The organism is Kitasatospora sp. NPDC059747, assembly GCF_042732955.1.
In the GTDB taxonomy this organism is placed as follows: domain Bacteria; phylum Actinomycetota; class Actinomycetes; order Streptomycetales; family Streptomycetaceae; genus Kitasatospora.
The window spans coordinates 73861-90265 of the sequence record NZ_JBHWGV010000027.1 but is presented as its reverse complement, the minus strand read 5'-3'; the positions used below and the strand labels follow the sequence as shown (position 1 = coordinate 90265).

At 72.6% G+C, this 16405-nt stretch carries 11 protein-coding genes and 2 pseudogenes; 5 read left to right on the top strand and 8 right to left on the bottom strand.

The window, feature by feature from the left end:
* Window positions 1-270: 270 nt before the first annotated feature.
* The 3 genes from pta (at window position 271) to pyk (ending at window position 5264) form a co-directional block, all read left to right on the top strand.
* Entirely contained in the window at window positions 271-2400 is a 2130-nt protein-coding gene (pta, locus tag ACFV4G_RS14850) for a phosphate acetyltransferase (protein ID WP_380440181.1), read from the top strand.
* Window positions 2401-2500: 100 nt separating this feature from the next.
* Complete coding sequence (locus ACFV4G_RS14845; RefSeq protein WP_380440179.1) at window positions 2501-3742, top strand: acetate kinase; 1242 nt, start codon at window positions 2501-2503, stop codon at window positions 3740-3742.
* Window positions 3743-3836: 94 nt separating this feature from the next.
* The gene (gene pyk, locus ACFV4G_RS14840; RefSeq protein WP_380440177.1) at window positions 3837-5264 is read left to right on the top strand and encodes a pyruvate kinase; all 1428 of its coding nucleotides are present in this window, start codon (window positions 3837-3839) and stop codon (window positions 5262-5264) included.
* A 78-nt stretch (window positions 5265-5342) separates the two neighbouring features.
* Here the strand turns inward: pyk and ACFV4G_RS14835 are convergent, their stop codons facing one another.
* The 5 genes and pseudogenes from ACFV4G_RS14835 to ACFV4G_RS14815 all read right to left on the bottom strand — a co-directional run.
* Window positions 5343-6806: a hypothetical protein gene (locus ACFV4G_RS14835; protein WP_380440175.1), complete on the bottom strand. Its 1464-nt coding sequence runs from the start codon at window positions 6804-6806 to the stop codon at window positions 5343-5345.
* Window positions 6803-7414, bottom strand: coding sequence for a DUF6114 domain-containing protein (locus ACFV4G_RS14830; RefSeq protein ID WP_380440171.1), 612 nt, complete (start codon window positions 7412-7414; stop codon window positions 6803-6805). The genes ACFV4G_RS14835 and ACFV4G_RS14830 overlap by 4 nt, the downstream gene beginning before the upstream one ends.
* A 131-nt stretch (window positions 7415-7545) precedes the next feature.
* Window positions 7546-8214, bottom strand: a complete 669-nt coding sequence (locus ACFV4G_RS14825) for a DUF6230 family protein (protein ID WP_380440169.1) — start codon at window positions 8212-8214, stop codon at window positions 7546-7548.
* A 697-nt stretch (window positions 8215-8911) separates the two neighbouring features.
* A pseudogene (locus ACFV4G_RS14820) lies at window positions 8912-9076 on the bottom strand (tetratricopeptide repeat protein); the annotation flags it as partial.
* Window positions 9077-9232: 156 nt separating this feature from the next.
* Window positions 9233-10076, bottom strand: a pseudogene (locus ACFV4G_RS14815) (thioredoxin domain-containing protein); the annotation flags it as partial.
* A 426-nt stretch (window positions 10077-10502) separates the two neighbouring features.
* Between ACFV4G_RS14815 and ACFV4G_RS14810 the strand changes: the two are divergent.
* Complete coding sequence (locus ACFV4G_RS14810; RefSeq protein WP_380440193.1) at window positions 10503-11147, top strand: TetR/AcrR family transcriptional regulator; 645 nt, start codon at window positions 10503-10505, stop codon at window positions 11145-11147.
* 76 nt (window positions 11148-11223) lie between these two features.
* Here ACFV4G_RS14810 and ACFV4G_RS14805 read toward each other — a convergent pair whose 3' ends face one another.
* The 3 genes from ACFV4G_RS14805 to ACFV4G_RS14795 form a co-directional block, all read right to left on the bottom strand.
* Complete coding sequence (locus ACFV4G_RS14805) at window positions 11224-12909, bottom strand: methylmalonyl-CoA mutase (RefSeq protein WP_380440167.1); 1686 nt, start codon at window positions 12907-12909, stop codon at window positions 11224-11226.
* 260 nt (window positions 12910-13169) lie between these two features.
* On the bottom strand, window positions 13170-13511 hold the full coding sequence (locus ACFV4G_RS14800) for a DUF3817 domain-containing protein (RefSeq protein WP_329927945.1): 342 nt from the start codon (window positions 13509-13511) through the stop codon (window positions 13170-13172).
* Window positions 13512-13588: 77 nt separating this feature from the next.
* Window positions 13589-14137 (bottom strand): MarR family winged helix-turn-helix transcriptional regulator, encoded by a 549-nt coding sequence (locus ACFV4G_RS14795; protein WP_380440165.1) that lies wholly within the window; start codon window positions 14135-14137, stop codon window positions 13589-13591.
* 497 nt (window positions 14138-14634) lie between these two features.
* Between ACFV4G_RS14795 and ACFV4G_RS14790 the strand changes: the two genes are divergently transcribed.
* A complete protein-coding gene (locus ACFV4G_RS14790; RefSeq protein WP_380440163.1) occupies window positions 14635-16272 on the top strand; it encodes a M4 family metallopeptidase in 1638 nt (545 codons plus the stop codon).
* Window positions 16273-16405 lie beyond the last annotated feature (133 nt).

The following is a 16405-nucleotide window of genomic DNA, read 5'->3' as shown; positions in this document are numbered from 1 at the left end:
CCGCTCCCCCCCCCCCCCGGCCCCCCTCCGGCCCCCCCCGGCCCGCCCCCGCCGGGGGCCCCGCCGCCCGCCGCCCCGGCGGACGTCCGACGTCCGCGGTGCCGCCGTCCGCGGTCTTCCGTTCGCGGTCTTCCGTTCGCGGTCTTCCGCGACCGACGTGACCTTCGTCCCTTGCCTCCCCCGGGATGCTCTGCTCGCGGACGCCAGTTCGGGGTGCGAAGGTATGGTCGATATGACCAGTTTCCGAGGCGACGGGACGGAGAAGACCGCGTGGCGCGCAGCGTGTACGTGACCGGGATCGACCGGGGGGACGGACGGCAGGCGGTCGAGCTCGGGGTCATGGAGCTGCTCACCCGGCAGGTGGACCGGGTCGGGGTGTTCCGGCCGCTGGTGCACGCGCACGCGCCGGGAGAGTCCGGGTCGGACCACGTGGTCGAGCTGCTGCGCGGCCGGTACCGGATCGACCTGCCCGCCACCGACCTGTACGGGCTGACGTACGAGGAGGCCGCCGCCCTGCAGGCCGCCCAGGGGCAGGACGAGCTGGTGTCGGCCCTCGTCGACCGGTTCCGGGCGGTGGAGCGGCGCTGCGAGGCCGTGCTGGTGCTCGGCACCGACTTCGCGGACACCAACATCCCGGACGAGCTGGCCTTCAACGCCCGCCTGGCCAACGAGTTCGGCGCCGCCGTGCTGCCGGTGCTCGGCGGGCAGGGCAAAGAGGCGGAGGCCGTGACCGCCGAGGTCCGCAACGCCCACCGGGCGTACACCGACCTCGGCTGCGAGACCCTCGCGATGATCGCCAACCGGGTCGCCCCCGCCGCCAAGCAGCGGATCCAGCGCAAGCTCACAGAGAAGCTGCCGATCCCCGCCTACGTCATCCCCGAGGAGCCGGCGCTGGCCGCGCCCACCGTCGCCCAGCTGGTCGAGGCGACCGGCGCCGAGGTGCTGCTCGGGGACGCCGCCGGGCTCGCCCGGGACGTCCGCGGGTTCGTCTTCGGCGGCGCCATGCTGCCGACCTTCCTCGACGCGCTGACCGACGGCGCCCTCGTCGTCACCCCCGGGGACCGCGCCGACCTGGTCATCGGCTCGCTCGCCGCGCACGCCGCCGGCGCCCCGCCGATCGCCGGCGTGCTGCTGACGCTCGGCCAGCACCCGGGGCCGAACGTCATGGCGCTGGCCGCCCGGCTCGCCCCCGGCACCCCGGTCGCGGTCGTCCCCGGGGGCAGCTGGCCGACCGCCGCCACCCTGACCCACCTGGAGGGCAAGCTCAGCGCGGCCAGCCCGCGGAAGGCCGAGATCGCCCTCGGACTGTTCGAACTGCACGTCGACACGGTCGAGTTGACCAACCGGATCGAGGTCGGCCGGTCCGAGCGGGTCACCCCGATGATGTTCGAGCACGAGCTCCTGGAGCGCGCCCGCGCCGACCGCCGGCACGTCGTCCTGCCCGAGGGCACCGAGGAGCGCGTGCTGCGCGCGGCCGAGATCCTGCTGCGCCGCAACATCTGCGACCTCACCCTCCTCGGCGACGTCGACGCGGTGCGCCGCACGGCCGCGGGCCTCGGCATCGCGATACCGCGGGAAGACTCCGGCGCCGACCGCGCCCGGGTCCGGATCGTCGACCCGACCACCAGCCCGCTGCGCCGCCAGTTCGCCGAGCTGTACGCGCGGCTGCGCGCCCACAAGGGCATGACCGTCGAGCTCGCGCTGGACGTCGTCACCGACGTCTCCTACTTCGGCACCCTGATGGTCGAGGAGGGCATCGCCGACGGCATGGTCTCCGGCGCGGTGCACTCCACCGCCGCCACCATCCGGCCCGCCTTCGAGGTCATCAAGACCTCGCCGGGCGCGTCCATCGTGTCGAGCGTCTTCTTCATGTGCCTGGCCGACAAGGTCCTCGTGTACGGCGACTGCGCCGTCAACCCGGACCCGGACGCCCAGCAGCTGGCCGACATCGCGATCCAGGCCGCGGCCACCGCCGCCCAGTTCGGCGTCGAGCCGCGGGTCGCGATGCTCTCCTACTCGACCGGCACCTCCGGCTCCGGCGCGGACGTCGACAAGGTCCGCAAGGCCACCGAGCTCGTCCGCGAGCTGCGCCCGGACATCCTGGTCGAGGGCCCGATCCAGTACGACGCCGCCGTGGACCCGCACGTCGCGGCCACCAAGCTGCCGGGCTCCGCGGTGGCCGGCCGGGCGACCGTGCTGATCTTCCCGGACCTCAACACCGGCAACAACACCTACAAGGCCGTGCAGCGCTCGGCGGGCGCGGTCGCCGTCGGCCCGGTCCTCCAGGGCCTGCGCAAGCCCGTCAACGACCTCTCCCGCGGCGCGCTGGTCGAGGACATCGTCAACACCGTCGCGATCACCGCGATCCAGTCCCAGGACCGCAAGGAGCCGAACGCATGAGCGAGCGCAGCATGGGGGTCCCCCCGGCCGGAGGCTGGGGGAGAATCATCAGCGGGTGCGTGTTTCGCGAAGCGACCACCGAGCGCAGCGAGGTGGACGCATGAGTGAAGGAACGCGCGTCCTGGTCCTGAACGCCGGCTCCTCGTCGGTCAAGTACCAGCTGATCGACATGCTCGACGGCGCCCGGCTCGCCTCCGGACTGGTCGAGCGGATCGGCGAGCCGAGCGGCCGGCTGGTGCACACCCCGCGCTCCGGCGAGCGGCGCGAGAGCCTGCAGACCTTCCCGGACCACTCCGCCGCGCTCAAGGCCGTCGCCGAGGAACTCGCCGCCGACGGCGTCGGGCTGGACTCCCCGGAGCTCGCCGCGATCGGCCACCGCGTGGTGCACGGCGGCAAGCGGTTCACCGAGCCGACCGTGCTCACCGACGAGGTGCTCCGGGAGATCCGCCGGCTGATCCCGGTCGCGCCGCTGCACAACCCGGCCAACATCACCGGCATCGAGGTGGCCCGCGCGCTGCGCCCGGACCTGCCGCAGGTGGCCGTCTTCGACACCGCCTTCCACGCCTCGATGCCCGAGCCGGCCGCCCGGTACGCGATCGACAAGGCCGTCGCGGACGAGCACCGGGTGCGCCGCTACGGCTTCCACGGCACCTCGCACCAGTACGTCTCGCGGGCCACCGCCCGGCTGCTCGGCAAGGACCCGGCCGAGGTGAACGTCATCGTGCTGCACCTGGGCAACGGCGCCTCCGCGTCGGCCGTCGCCGGCGGCCGGTGCGTGGACACCTCGATGGGCCTGACCCCGCTGGAGGGCCTGGTCATGGGCACCCGTTCGGGTGACATCGACGCGGGCGTGGTGTTCCACCTGCACCGGGTGGGCGGCCTGTCGATCGACGAGATCGACGACCTGCTCAACCGCCGCAGCGGCCTGCGCGGCCTGTGCGGGGACAACGACATGCGCGAGATCATGCGCCGCGCGGACGAGGGGGACGCGGACGCGAGGCTCGCGTTCGACTCCTACGTCCACCGGCTCCGCAAGTACATCGGCGCCTACTACGCCGTGCTCGGCCGGGTGGACGCGATCGCGTTCACCGCGGGCGTCGGCGAGAACGCCGCACCGGTGCGCGCGGCGGCCACGGCGGGCCTGGAGGAGCTGGGCATCGCGGTGGACCCCGAGCTGAACTCCGTGCGCTCCGGCGAGCCCAGGATCATCTCGCCGGAGTACGCGCGGGTGGCGGTCGCGGTGGTGCCGACCGACGAGGAGCTGGAGATCGCCCGACAGGCCTTCGCCCTCGTGCACCGCCGGGACCAGGAGGCGCAGGGAACCCACGGGTCCGAGGACTGACACTCCGTCGTCTCGGTCCGCGGAATCCTTCGTCGGCGATTCCTCACGATTCGTGCCGAATGCACCCATAACACGAACGGATAGACTGATCCATATGCGCCGAGCGAAAATTGTCTGCACCCTGGGTCCGGCGACGGACTCCTACGAACAGCTGAAGGCCATCGTCGAAGCGGGCATGAACGTCGCCCGACTGAACATGAGCCACGGCACCCACGCGGACCACGAGGAGCGGTACCGAAAGGTCCGCCAGGTCTCGGAGGACACCGGCAAGGCCATCGGCGTCCTGGCCGACCTCCAGGGTCCCAAGATCCGTCTGGCGACCTTCGCCAACGGCCCGGTGACCGTCGACAACGGCGACGAGTTCACCATCACCACCGAGGACGTCCCCGGTGACCAGCACATCTGCGGCACCACCTACAAGGGCCTGCCCGGCGACGTGAAGCCCGGCGACCCGATCCTGATCAACGACGGCGTCATCGCCCTGGAGGTCGTCAGCGTCGACGGCCCGCGGGTGAGGACCGTGGTGGTCGAGGGCGGCGTGCTCTCGAACAACAAGGGCATCAACCTGCCCGGCGCGGCCGTGAACGTGCCCGCCCTGTCCGAGAAGGACAAGGACGACCTGCGCTTCGCGCTCCGCCTGGGCGTCGACATGATCGCCCTGTCCTTCGTCCGCAACGCGGACGACGTCAAGGACGTCCACGAGGTCATGGACGAGGTCGGCATCCGCGTGCCGGTCATCGCCAAGATCGAGAAGCCGCAGGCCGTCGAGGCCATGGAGGAGATCGTCCTCGCCTTCGACGCGATCATGGTCGCCCGCGGCGACCTGGCCGTGGAGTACCCGCTGGAGCGGGTCCCGCTGGTCCAGAAGCGCCTGATCACGCTGGCGCGCCGCAACGCCAAGCCGGTCATCGTCGCCACCCAGATGATGGAGTCGATGATCCACGCCTCGCGCCCGACCCGCGCCGAGGTCTCCGACGTCGCCAACGCCATCCTGGACGGCGCCGACGCGGTCATGCTGTCGGCCGAGTCGAGCGTCGGGAAGTACCCGGTCGAGACCGTCCGCACCATGAGCCGGATCTGCGAGAAGGCCGAGGAGGAGCTCGTCGGCCAGGGCCTGCAGCCGCTCAACCCGGGCCGCAAGCCGCGCACCCAGGGCGGCTCCGTCGCCCGCGCCGCGTGCGAGCTGGGCGACTTCCTGAACGGCAAGGCGCTGATCGCGTTCACCAAGTCCGGCGACACCGCGCGCCGGCTGTCCCGCTACCGCTCGCCGATCCCGGTGATCGCGTTCACCCCGGACTCGGCCACCCGCAACCAGCTCTCGCTGAGCTGGGGCGTCGAGTCGTACGTCACCGAGCAGGTGGCCACCACCGACGCGATGGTCGCGCAGGTCGACCGCGAGCTGCTGAAGATGGGCGAGCTGTCCGAGGGCGACACCGTCATCGTCACCGCCGGCGTCCCGGTCGGCATCCCCGGCACCACCAACATGGTGCAGGTGCACCGCCTGGGCTCGCACGGCGAGTAGTCCGCGCCGCACCGCCGAACGCCCGTGGGGCGGCTCCTCCGCGACGGAGGGCCGCCCCACGGGCGTCGTGCATTGCTCCTACTTGTCGCTGTAGGGGGCGTTGTCGTTGAACAGGTGCATCCCGGGGATGTGCAGCGTGCCGCCGAACTGGCCGGCCTGCTTGGCGGTCACCCCGGTCAGCTCGATGTCCAGCGGGATCGGGACCGAGCCGATCAGGTCGTACAGCCAGCGCGGCAGGGTGTCCGGGGTGAGGGTGATCTCGCCCAGGTCGATCGGGATCGGCAGGCCCAGCAGCTTGGACAGGTGACCGGACAGCCGCTCCACGTACATGGTGACCGCGCCGTCGCGCATGGTCGAGGTCGAGCCGGGGGCGCCCTGGACGTGGAACGTCACGCCGTTGCCCTCAAGAGTCGACATGTCGAGGTTCTCGATGTCGACGCTCGACACCACGAACTTCAGCACCCGCTTGGTGCCGGTCGGGGTCCTGACGTCGTAGACGCCGTGGAAGGCCGCGCCGTGCAGGCCGAGGCGGCTGGTCTGCAGCGTCCAGTTCTGCTCCGGGACGACCTGCTCGCCGGGCGCCGGGGCAGCGGTCAGGCCGCGGGCGTCCACCGCGCAGTTCGGGTTCGCGGTCGGGGAGCCGGAGGCCGACGGGGACGCCGAGGACGACGGCGCCGAGGTCGAGGCGGAGGCGGACGGCGTGCCGGACCCGGACGGCGCGGCCGAGGCACTGGACGACGGCGCCGGCTTGGTGGGCGCCTTGCCCGTCGCGGGCGGCTTCGGGGCCTGGGTCACCGTGCCGCCGCCGGGCACCTGCGGGGACGGCTGCGCCTGCGGCTGGGGCTGGGTCGGCGGCTGCCCGGGCTGGACCGGGGCGCCGACCCGCGGGGCGGGCGCGGCGGGCGCCGGGGTGGTCGCCGGGGCCGGGGTGGCGGTCGGCGACGCGGAGGGCGTCGGGGACGCCGAACCACCCGGGTTCAGGAGGTTGCCGATCCCGCCGAGGATGTCGTCGATCAGCCCGGCCTGGGACGCCTTGGCCGTCCCGTTCGGGTCGCCCTGGTAGACCGCGCTCACCGCGCCCGCACCGCCGTTGGCAGCGGACCGGACGGCCGGCGCGGTGGTCGCCGTCGACGTCGGGGCCGTCGGGGCGGCGGTCGGCGTCTTCACCGGCGCGGACGGCTGCGGGGTGGGCGCGGCCGTCGGGGCCTGCGTCGGGACGCCCGTCGCAGCGGCGCTCGCCCCCGCGGTGGGCGTGCCGGTGGGCGTCGCGGACGGACCGGGCGGCGGCGCGGGCAGCTCGCTCTTGGGCACCGGCGTCTCCTGGACCGACGAGACGTCCGGCACCGCCACGGGGGCGGTGGGGCACGCCTTGCCGGCCGTGGACTCGGCCGACGCCGGGTTCGGCGTGTAGGCGGCGGCCATCAGCAGCGCCGTCGGCACCGCGGCCATGGCCAGCGCCCGGCCCCGCAGCCGGACCCGGACGGGCGTCCGCGGAGCGGCGTGGCGCCCGGAGCGCTTCGCTTGGTCGTCGCCCGTGCTCACCGCGCCTCCCCCGGGTCCGCCGTGGCGGCCTGCTCCCCCGGCACGGCCTGGGCGGGCAGCTTGGCCGTGGGCGCCTCGGCGGCAGCGGGCTCTTCGGCGGCGACGCTCTCGGCGACGGCGTTCTCGGCGACGGCGTTCTCGGCGACGGCGTTCTCGGCGACGGCGTTCTCGGCGACGGCGTTCTCGGCCGCAGCCTCGGGCTCCGGCAGCGGCGCCCAGGAGACCAGCAGCCCGCCGCCGATCAGGCCCGGCAGCAGCGCCATGCCGAAACCGGCCAGGTTGGACATCGGGATCGAGACCAGCGTCAGCAGGATGGTCGCGATGCCCGCGAAGACCCGGACGGCCGGCTGGAACCACCCGGTGATCCCGAGGATGATCATCAGGATGCCGATCAGCAGCGATCCGGCCCCCGCCGTGGTCGACATCGCGATCGTCACGCTGCCGAGCGCGAGGTGCGCGTAGGGGAAGTACAGGATCGGGACGCCGGCGATCATGGCCAGCAGGCCGCCCCAGAAGGGCCTGGTGCGGCGGAACGCGCGGAAGTGCCGCCAGAGCCACCCGATCGCGTTCTGGTGGCCGGTCCGGGTTTCGACCGTTGCGCTGGACATGGTGCAGCTCCTCGACATCGCTACGAGGGAAGAACGATTGGCAGGAGGCCGGGAACGACGGTGACCCGCCGCCCCCGGCCCGAGAAGACCCGTCACTCGGGCGTGCCGGCCGGCACGCCGTCAGGCGAGGCTCAGAAGCACTCGTTGCCCGCGCCGTCGCCCTGCTTGAGCGACAGGTGCAGGCCGCTGAGGACGAAGGTGCCGGCCGACGTGGCGCGCGCGGTCTGCTGCACGTTGTCCAGGGTGGCCGTCCTGGCGGCCTGGGCGAAGCCCATGGCGCCGGTCGGCAGCTTGTCCCCGGTCGCCTTCCCGACCACCGGGTGGGGGTGCCAGCTTCCGACGGCGGGGCCGGTCAGGGCAGAGGCGTCCTCGCCGATGTTGATGTCCTGGAAGGTCGCGTCGGCCTTCAGGTCCTCCAGGTCGATGAGCAGCTTCTCGGCGTGCACCGGCGTGCTCCCCTCGCCGCCGGCGTTCAGCTGAAGCGTGATCTTGCCGAGGCCGAAGCCGCTCAGGTCGGTCACCACGGACTGGCACAGGTTGGTGATGTCGGCCTTGTCGAAGGCCGAGACGGCCACCGGGTGCAGCTTGCCGCCGGCCTCGACGTCGACGGTGCCGAACTGGGAGAAGCCCTCGCCCTGGAGGTGCGTGGTGTGCACCTTGAACTCCTGGCCGGAGATGCTGAACGAGGCGGCGAGCGCGCTGTTGGCAATGGAGAAGCCCACCGCGGCGGTGGCCGCGATGCTCGGCACCATCACCAGGGCGAAGCGCTTCCAGCGGGTCTTGCCGTAGGTCTTGGACATGCGAGTCCTCCTTCTGGGACGTACATCTCCGGCTCCCCGGCGGCGCCTCCGGCACCGGTGGGGGCCTGGGATGGGAGAGAGCTACGTCCTCGGTAGCGGAGAGCGCGCGTGTCGTCGGACGCGGGAGCGGCCTGCGTGGAGCGGCACTCCCGTCCCTGGACCGGCCGTCCTTGTGGGGCGGCGGGCAGGACCGGCGACATCGGCGATCACCCCCGAGCGACAACCAGCGACCGCGCAGGGCACGCGGCCGGTCGAAGGACAGGAACCGCCGTGGGACCGCGGATACCCCCCTGCCCTCCCTACCGCCGGCCGTGGCCGGCGGATCACCCGGTGGGGATCCCGCGCTCCCCGTGGCCGACCGGCTGTCGGGGGAAGGAGTCTGGGACCGGGCGTGGCCGATCGTGCTTGAATCCCGGGCGAAGCACAAGAGGTGCCTTACTGACGGGTAATGCAACAGTCGGTGGCGTCGATCATGAACTCGGCCCGATCCGCACCGTGCGTGACGTCGTGTAGGAATCGTGTTGGCGAAATCCCCCGGAAACACCGCCGAAACACCCGTGGGTGGTCACACTTGGTGACCACCCACGGGTGAAATCAAGATTTGGTAAACGTCGGCCGGGTTGACCGGATTGTCGCCAAATCACCAGCGACACCGCAGGTCACCCGCCGTGCCAGACGCACCACCCGGCACGCGGGCTCAGAAGAGCACGCGCGCCAGCCCGGCGCGGGCCACCACGACGCGCGGGTCCTCCGCGCCGATGACCTCGAAGAGTTCGAGCAGGCGCAGCCGGACGGTGTCCCGGTCCGCGCCGAAGGTCTTGCCGACGGTGTCGATCAGGCGCCCGAAGGCGTCCTCGACGTGGGGGGCCCCCCCGGGCCCGGGGGGGGGGCGCGGGCCCGCCCCCGCCCGGGGAGGGGGGGGGGCGCGGGCGCGCCCCGCCCGCCGGGGGGGCGCGCGCGCCCGCGCTCGTGGGGGGGTCTGGTCGTCCCCCCGGCGCGCGGCGCTCCCCCCGCTGGCCCCCCCCGCTCGGTCGCGCGGGCCCCCCCCGGAGCTGCACCTCGACGTTCTTCGGGTCGGCCGCGGCGGCCGCCCGGACGGCCTGGAGGTCCAGGCCCTCGACGCGGTGCAGGAGTTCGGCCTGGGCCAGGCCCAGCTTGGCCTCGGTGTTGCCGGGCTGGTCGGCCAGCACGTTCCGGTAGGCCTGGATCGCGCCGGCGAGGTCGCCGCGGTCGAGCGCGTCGTGCGCGGCGGCGAGCGCCGGGTCCTCGAAGCGCTGCGGGGCGCCGGCCGGACCGGCCTCGCCGTCCGCGGTGCCGGGGGCGGCCTGGCCGCCGACGATGCCGAAGCGCTGCTCGGCGACGAGGATCAGCTGGTCGAGGACCTTGCGGACGTTGGCCGCGCTCTCCGCGCCCTGGAACAGCGGCACGAGCTGGCCGGCCACGACGGCCATCACGGCCGGGATGCCCTGGATGCCGAACTGCTGGGCCAGCATCTGGTTGGAGTCGACGTCGATCTTGACGAGGACGAACCGGCCGGCGTACTCCTCGGCCAGGCCCTCCAGGATCGGGCTGAGCTGCTTGCAGGGGCCGCACCACTCGGCCCAGAAGTCGATGACGACCGGCACCTCGGCGGAGCGCTGGACGACCTCGGTCTCGAAGGTGTCCTCGGTGACGTCGATGACGAGCTCGTAAGCGGGCTCGGCGGGGGCGATGCCGGCCGCCTCGGCGGCGGCGGCCTGGCGGGCCCGCTCGGCCCGCGCCTGCTCGGCCTTCTGGGCTGCCTCACCGGCCGCCTTCACGGCGGCGAGGTCGACCGCACCACGCAGGGCGGAGCTGTTCTGACGCGAATTCCGTGGCTGCATGGCACCATCCTCCCCCGTCCGCGCCGCCCGCGAGCACCAACCTCGGGAAAGTCGTCCCGCGCGGGCTGCGCGGTGCCTCTCCCCGGAGCGCCGTGCGCTCCCCCCAGTAGCCTGCTGCCTCCGGTGCGGATCCCCACCCGCACCCGCGCCGTTCCCGTCCCACGGGATCCGGCGCCCGGTTGTCACTGCTTTCGCTACGAGTCGTAGCGTAACTGGAGCGAGTGGCCCGCCCGCAAGCCCCACCGGCCGTTCCGTGACGTGACCTGCCCCACTTTCGCGGACCGCCCGGCTGTCCGAAGTGCCGGACAGTCGCTACCGTTACCAGCCCCACCCAAGTTACTAACCAGTAGAGTGCAAGGAGGCCCGGTGCCGGCCGCCCAGCCCCCCGTGAGCCAGCCGACCGCCGCGAACCCGTCCGCCACGGCGCTGCCGGCGGCCCCGGGCACCCCGGCGGAGGCCGTCACGGTCCGGGCCAAGGGGCGCCCGCGCAGCGCCGCCGCCGACCTCGCGATCCTCGACGCCACCCGCGAGACGCTCGCCGAACTCGGCTGGGGCGGGCTCACCATGGGCCACGTCGCCACCCGTGCCAAGGTCGCCAAGACCACCCTCTACCGCCGCTGGCCGTCGAAGAACGAGCTCGTCGTGGACGCCGTCGCCAGTCTCTTCGACGAGCTCGTGATGCCCGACCTCGGCAGCCTGCGGGCCGACATCGAGGCCGTGGTGGCCCAGTTCGCGGACCTGCTGGCCCGGCCCGAGACCCAGGCCGCGCTGCTCGCCCTGTTCGCCGAGGGCACCCGCGACCGGCAGCTGCGCCGGCGGATCCGGGAGGCCATCGTCGACCCGCAGAAGCGGCTGGTCCGCCAGGGCCGGGCGGCCGCCCAGGCGCGCGGCGAACTCGCCCCGGACACCGACCCGTCGGCGGCCGGCGAGGAGATCGACATCATCTTCGACACCATCGCGGGGACGGTCGAGCACCGCGTCCTGGTCAGCGGGGAGCCGATCACCCCGGAGTGGACCCGCCGCTTCACCAGCCTCCTGCTGGGCCCCTTCCCGAGCCTCGCCACCGACTGACGCGGGGCATGCCGGAGCCGTCCCGCGCCCATGGCGTGCGGGACGGCTCCGGGAAGAGAACCGGCCGGAGGACCTGTCAGAAGGCCGCCGTCTCCTGGTAGGTGCCCCACTCCTGGCGCAGCACGTTGCAGATCTCGCCCAGCGTCGCCTCGGCGCGGACCGCGTCCAGCATCGGCGGGATCATCGACTCGCCGGAGCGCGCCGCCGCGAGCATGGCGTCCAGCCCGGCCCGCACCGCCGCCTCGTCCCGGGCCGCCTTGCGCTCGGCGAGGACGCGCACCTGCTCGCGCTCGACCTCGTGGCTGACCCGCAGGATCTCCAGCTCCGGGGTGACGCTGCGCGGGTGGCAGTTGACGCCGACCACGCGCTTGTCGCCCTTCTCCACGCCCTGCTGGTACTGGAAGGCGGCCTCGGCGATCTCGCCGGTGAACCAGCCCTCCTCGATCCCGCGCAGGATGCCGGCCGTGATCGGGCCGATCTCGTGGTCCTCGCGGCCCTTGTCGAGGATCCGCTGGAAGATCGCCTCGGCCTGCTGCTCGATCCGGTCGGTCAGCGCCTCGACGTACCACGAACCGCCCAGCGGGTCGGCCACGTTGGCGACGCCGGTCTCCTCCATCAGCACCTGCTGCGTGCGCAGGGCGATCTCGGCGGCCTGCTCGGAGGGCAGCGCCAGGGTCTCGTCCAGGGCGTTGGTGTGCAGCGAGTTGGTGCCGCCGAGCACCGCGGACAGCGCCTCGACGGCGGTGCGGACCACGTTGTTGTACGGCTGCTGCGCGGTGAGCGAGACGCCGGCGGTCTGGGTGTGGAAGCGCAGCCACTGCGCCTTGTCGGTCTTCGCGCCGAAGCGGTCGCGCATCCAGCGGGCCCAGATCCGGCGCGCGGCACGGAACTTGGCGATCTCCTCGAAGAAGTCGAGGTGCGCGTCGAAGAAGAACGACAGGCCCGGCGCGAACACGTCGACGTCCAGGCCGCGGGACAGGCCCAGCTCGACGTACGCGAAGCCGTCGGCGAGGGTGTACGCCAGCTCCTGCGCGGCCGTCGCCCCGGCCTCGCGGATGTGGTAGCCGGAGACGGACAGCGGCTTGTACGCGGGGATGCCCTTCGCGCAGTACGCCATCAGGTCGCCGATCAGGCGCAGGTGCGGCTCGGGGGCGAAGAGCCACTCCTTCTGGGCGATGTACTCCTTGAAGATGTCCGTCTGCAGGGTGCCGTTGAGCACCGCCGGGTCGACGCCCTGGCGCTCGGCGGCGACGAGGTACATGCAGAAGATCGGGACGGCCGGGCCGCTGATGGTCATCGAGGTGGTGACCTCGCCGAGCGGGATGCCGGCGAACAGCACCTCCATGTCGGCGGCCGAGTCGATGGCCACGCCGCAGTGGCCGACCTCGCCGAGCGACTTGGCGTCGTCGGAGTCGTAGCCCATGAGGGTCGGCATGTCGAAGGCGACCGAGAGGCCGCCGCCGCCCGCCTCCAGGATCATCCGGTAGCGCTCGTTGGTCTGCTGCGCGTTGCCGAAGCCGGCGAACTGGCGGATGGTCCAGGTGCGCCCGCGGTAGCCGGTGGCGTGCAGCCCGCGGGTGAACGGGTACTCCCCCGGCCAGCCGATCCGCTCGAAGCCCTCGTACGGCTGCCCGGCCGGCGGGCCGTAGGCCGGCGCGACCTCGTCGCCGGAGAGGGTGGTGAAGTCCGCGTCGCGCTTGCGGGCCGCGTCGTACCGCTGCTGCCAGCGCAGGCGTCCGCGCTCGATCTCCTCGGCGTCCATGGGCCGAACTCCGCTCCGTACGGCCGCCACGGCACCGGGGCGGCACAGCTGTTAGGACGTCCTACTAATTTACTCGGACGTCCTACTACTTGTCGATGGACGAACCGGGGCAAGCGGGTGGACATCGCGGAGATCCCCCTGGAACGGGAGGTCTCCCCGGGAACAGGGGGCCTCCCCCGGGAACGACGGAGGGCCCTCCTCCCCGCACCGGGGAGGAGGGCCCTCGAAGGTTCCGTCGTCGCTGCGCGCCGCGTCCGCGCTCAGACGCCGGCCGGCTGGCGGGCGTCCGACCCGGCCGGGAGGCTCGCGGCGGCCTCGCGGGCCACCCGGCGCTCGAAGACGAAGGAGAGGAACGGGATGCAGCCGGCCGCCAGGGTCAGCACCAGCCGGCCGAGCGGCCACTTCAGCTTCTGGCCCAGCAGGAAGGTCACCACGAAGTAGCCGATGTACAGGTAGCCGTGCAGCATCGCGACGTACGTCGTCACGTCCTCGCCGGTCTGGAACCCGTACTTCGCGACCATGAAGCCGCAGAACACCAGCAGCGCCACACCGGTCGCGACGGCCAGGGCCCGGTACCAGCCCAGCAGGGGGGTCGCCTTCATCTTCTACATCGCCTCGTTCGGCTGGATCGGCCGGTACGTCCGGATCTGCGCACCGCTCCGAACGAGGGTAGCCGTCCTCACGGCCGCGCCGGCGCAGGCCCCTCGTCGGCTTCGTCACCCTCGTCGGTGAAGTCCCCGGCGGCGACCCGCAGCGGCCGGAGCAGGTCGAACACCTGCCGGCACTGTCCCGCGTCGTACTCCTCCAGCCCGAACTCCATCGCCATGAGCTCCCGGGTGGCCTCCTCGACCACCTCGCGGCCGCGCGCGGTGATCGAGGCGAGCACCCCGCGGCCGTCCAGCGGGTTGGGGCGGCGGGCGACCAGGCCGGCCCGCTCCAGCCGGTCGACGGTGTTGGTGACGCTGGTCGGGTGGACCATGAGCCGCTCGCCGATCTTGGAGAGGGACAGCTCGCCGGTCCGGCTGAAGGTGAGCAGCACCAGCGCCTCGTAACGGGCGAAGGTCAGCCCGTACGGCTTGAGCACCGCGTCGACCCGGGAGAGCAGGATCTGGTGGGCGCGCATGATCGAGGTGATCGCCGCCATCGAGGGGGCACCGCCCCAGCGGCGGGTCCAGAGCTCGTCGGCGCGGGCGATCGGGTCGAAGTCGAGTGCGAGGGGCTTGGCCACCTCCTTACCGTACCGGCGGAACGGACGTGTGCTACCAGCCGTCCTGATGCTGGACAAGCGACGGTGCGTGGCGGGATCCCGCCAATCGGGCGGGCAGGTCCATACCTGGACATTGCGGCGGTGTGTCGGCCCGCCAACGCGCGGTCACGGCACGGCCGCTGACGCCGAATCAGCGGTCCACCCCGCTATCAGGCCTCGGTTCGGGCGGTAACCCGCTGAAAGACGGGGTGATTCGCCGGTTTTGTCGGCCCGTTCACAATGCTTCGTCCTGGCGGGACTTGGCCAATTCATGAACCAGACCTGTCATTTCGTTTGCTCGATTGTCATGCTTTCGGCCAACCCCGTTCAGCGGCCACCACCCCCACCCATCGGTGCGCCGCCGTCCGCCGCACGGGGTTGCCCAGCACGTCAGCGCCCGTTCCGCCCCCAAGGTGCCGACCCCGGCCCCCGGGACGCGGCGTGACCGCGCACCCGCGGTTTCCCGGAAGGACTCGCACGTGAAGCGAAAGCTCGCAGCCGTCGCCGTACTCTCCGCCACCGCCCTCCTGACCGGCGTCGTCCAGGTGGGCACCGCCGCCGTGGCGACCCCCGCGCCCGCGCTCCAGGCGCAGGCCGCGCAGCAGTACGCCGCCGCGCTCGCGCTGGCCGGCGGCCAGGCCGGGCCGCTCGGCAAGGCCCTGGCGCTCGGCGGCCAGGAGCAACTCGTCGCCAAGGACGCGGTGGTGGACGCCGACGGCACCCGCCACCTGCGCTTCGAGCGCACCTTCGCCGGACTGCCCGTGCTCGGCGGCGACCTGGTGGTCCACCAGAGCGCCGGCGGCGCCGTCGAGTCGGTCGACAAGGCGATAACCGCCCCGATCGCGGTGCCCAGCCTGACCCCGGCGATCCCCGCCGACCAGGCCGCCTCGCAGGCGACCGGCGCCGTGCAGTCCACCGTCGGCGTCACCGCCGACAAGGACGAGTCCCCGCTGACGGCCGTCCACCAGACCGGCAAGCCCGAGCTGGTGATCTGGGCCTCCGACGGCAACCCGCGCCTGGCCTACCGGACCACCGTCGAGGGCGAGCGCGCCGACGGCACCCCGAGCAGCCAGCTGCTGGTCACCGACGCGGCCTCCGGCGAGGTGCTGTCCACCCACGAGCAGGTACAGACCGCCGCCGGCACCGGCACCGGCGTCTTCGTCGGCAAGGTCCCGCTCACCACGACCCAGACCACCGGCGGCTACTCGCTGAAGGACGCCGGCCGCGGCGGGCAGTCCACCGTCAACATGAAGAACCGGACCTCGGGTTCGGGCACCCTCTACGCCAAGTCGACCAACACCTGGGGCAACGGCAGCGCCGGCAACGGCGAGTCCGCCGCCGTGGACGCCCAGTACGGCGCGGCGGCCACCTGGGACTTCTACAAGAACACCTTCGGCCGCAGCGGCATCAAGAACAACGGCGTCGGCGCGACCAGCCGGGTCCACTACGGCAGCAACTACGTCAACGCCTTCTGGAGCGACACCTGCTTCTGCATGTCCTACGGCGACGGCGCGAGCAACACCCACCCACTCACCGAGATCGACGTGGCCGGCCACGAGATGACCCACGGCGTCACCTCCGCCACCGCGGGCCTCAACTACTCCGGTGAGTCCGGCGGCCTCAACGAGGCCACCTCCGACATCCTCGGCACGATGGTCGAGTTCTACGCCAACCTGCCCTCCAACCCGCCGAACTACTGGATCGGCGAGCTGATCAACCTCAACGGCGACGGCACCCCGTTGCGCTACATGGACCAGCCCAGCAAGGACGGCTCCTCGGCCGACTCCTGGTCGTCGGGCGTCGGCAACCTGGACGTCCACTACTCGTCCGGCGTCGCGAACCACTTCTTCTACCTGCTGTCCGAGGGCAGCGGCGCGAAGTCCATCAACGGCTTCAGCTACAACAGCCCGACGTCCAACGGCTCGACGGTCACCGGCATCGGCCGGGACAAGGCGGCGCAGATCTGGTACCGCGCGCTGACCGTCTACTTCACGTCCACCACCAACTACGCGAGCGCCCGCACCGGCACCCTCAAGGCGGCGGCGGACCTGTACGGCGCCACCAGCGCCGAGTACAAGGCCGTCGCGGCCGCGTGGAGCGGCGTCAACGTCAACTGACGCACGGCGCCCCGACGAACGGCACAGGGCCCTGGGGGGGGCGGCGACAGCCCCCGGGCGCCGGGTTGGCCAAAAACCCCCAGGGCGCTGGTGTTAAACCCCCCCCCGTGGATTTTGTTGGTGGTGGCCCCCC

Bases quoted from the DNA above. Each gene is read 5' to 3' on its own strand.
- ACFV4G_RS14830 (WP_380440171.1), bottom strand. From the start codon at position 7,414: ATGTCCAGCGCAACGGTCGAAACCCGGACCGGCCACCAGAACGCGATC.
- ACFV4G_RS14825 (WP_380440169.1), bottom strand. From the start codon at position 8,214: ATGTCCAAGACCTACGGCAAGACCCGCTGGAAGCGCTTCGCCCTGGTG.
- ACFV4G_RS14800 (WP_329927945.1), bottom strand. From the start codon at position 13,511: ATGAAGGCGACCCCCCTGCTGGGCTGGTACCGGGCCCTGGCCGTCGCG.
- ACFV4G_RS14845 (WP_380440179.1), top strand. From the start codon at position 2,501: ATGAGTGAAGGAACGCGCGTCCTGGTCCTGAACGCCGGCTCCTCGTCG.
- pyk (WP_380440177.1), top strand. From the start codon at position 3,837: ATGCGCCGAGCGAAAATTGTCTGCACCCTGGGTCCGGCGACGGACTCC.
- ACFV4G_RS14805 (WP_380440167.1), bottom strand. From the start codon at position 12,909: ATGGACGCCGAGGAGATCGAGCGCGGACGCCTGCGCTGGCAGCAGCGG.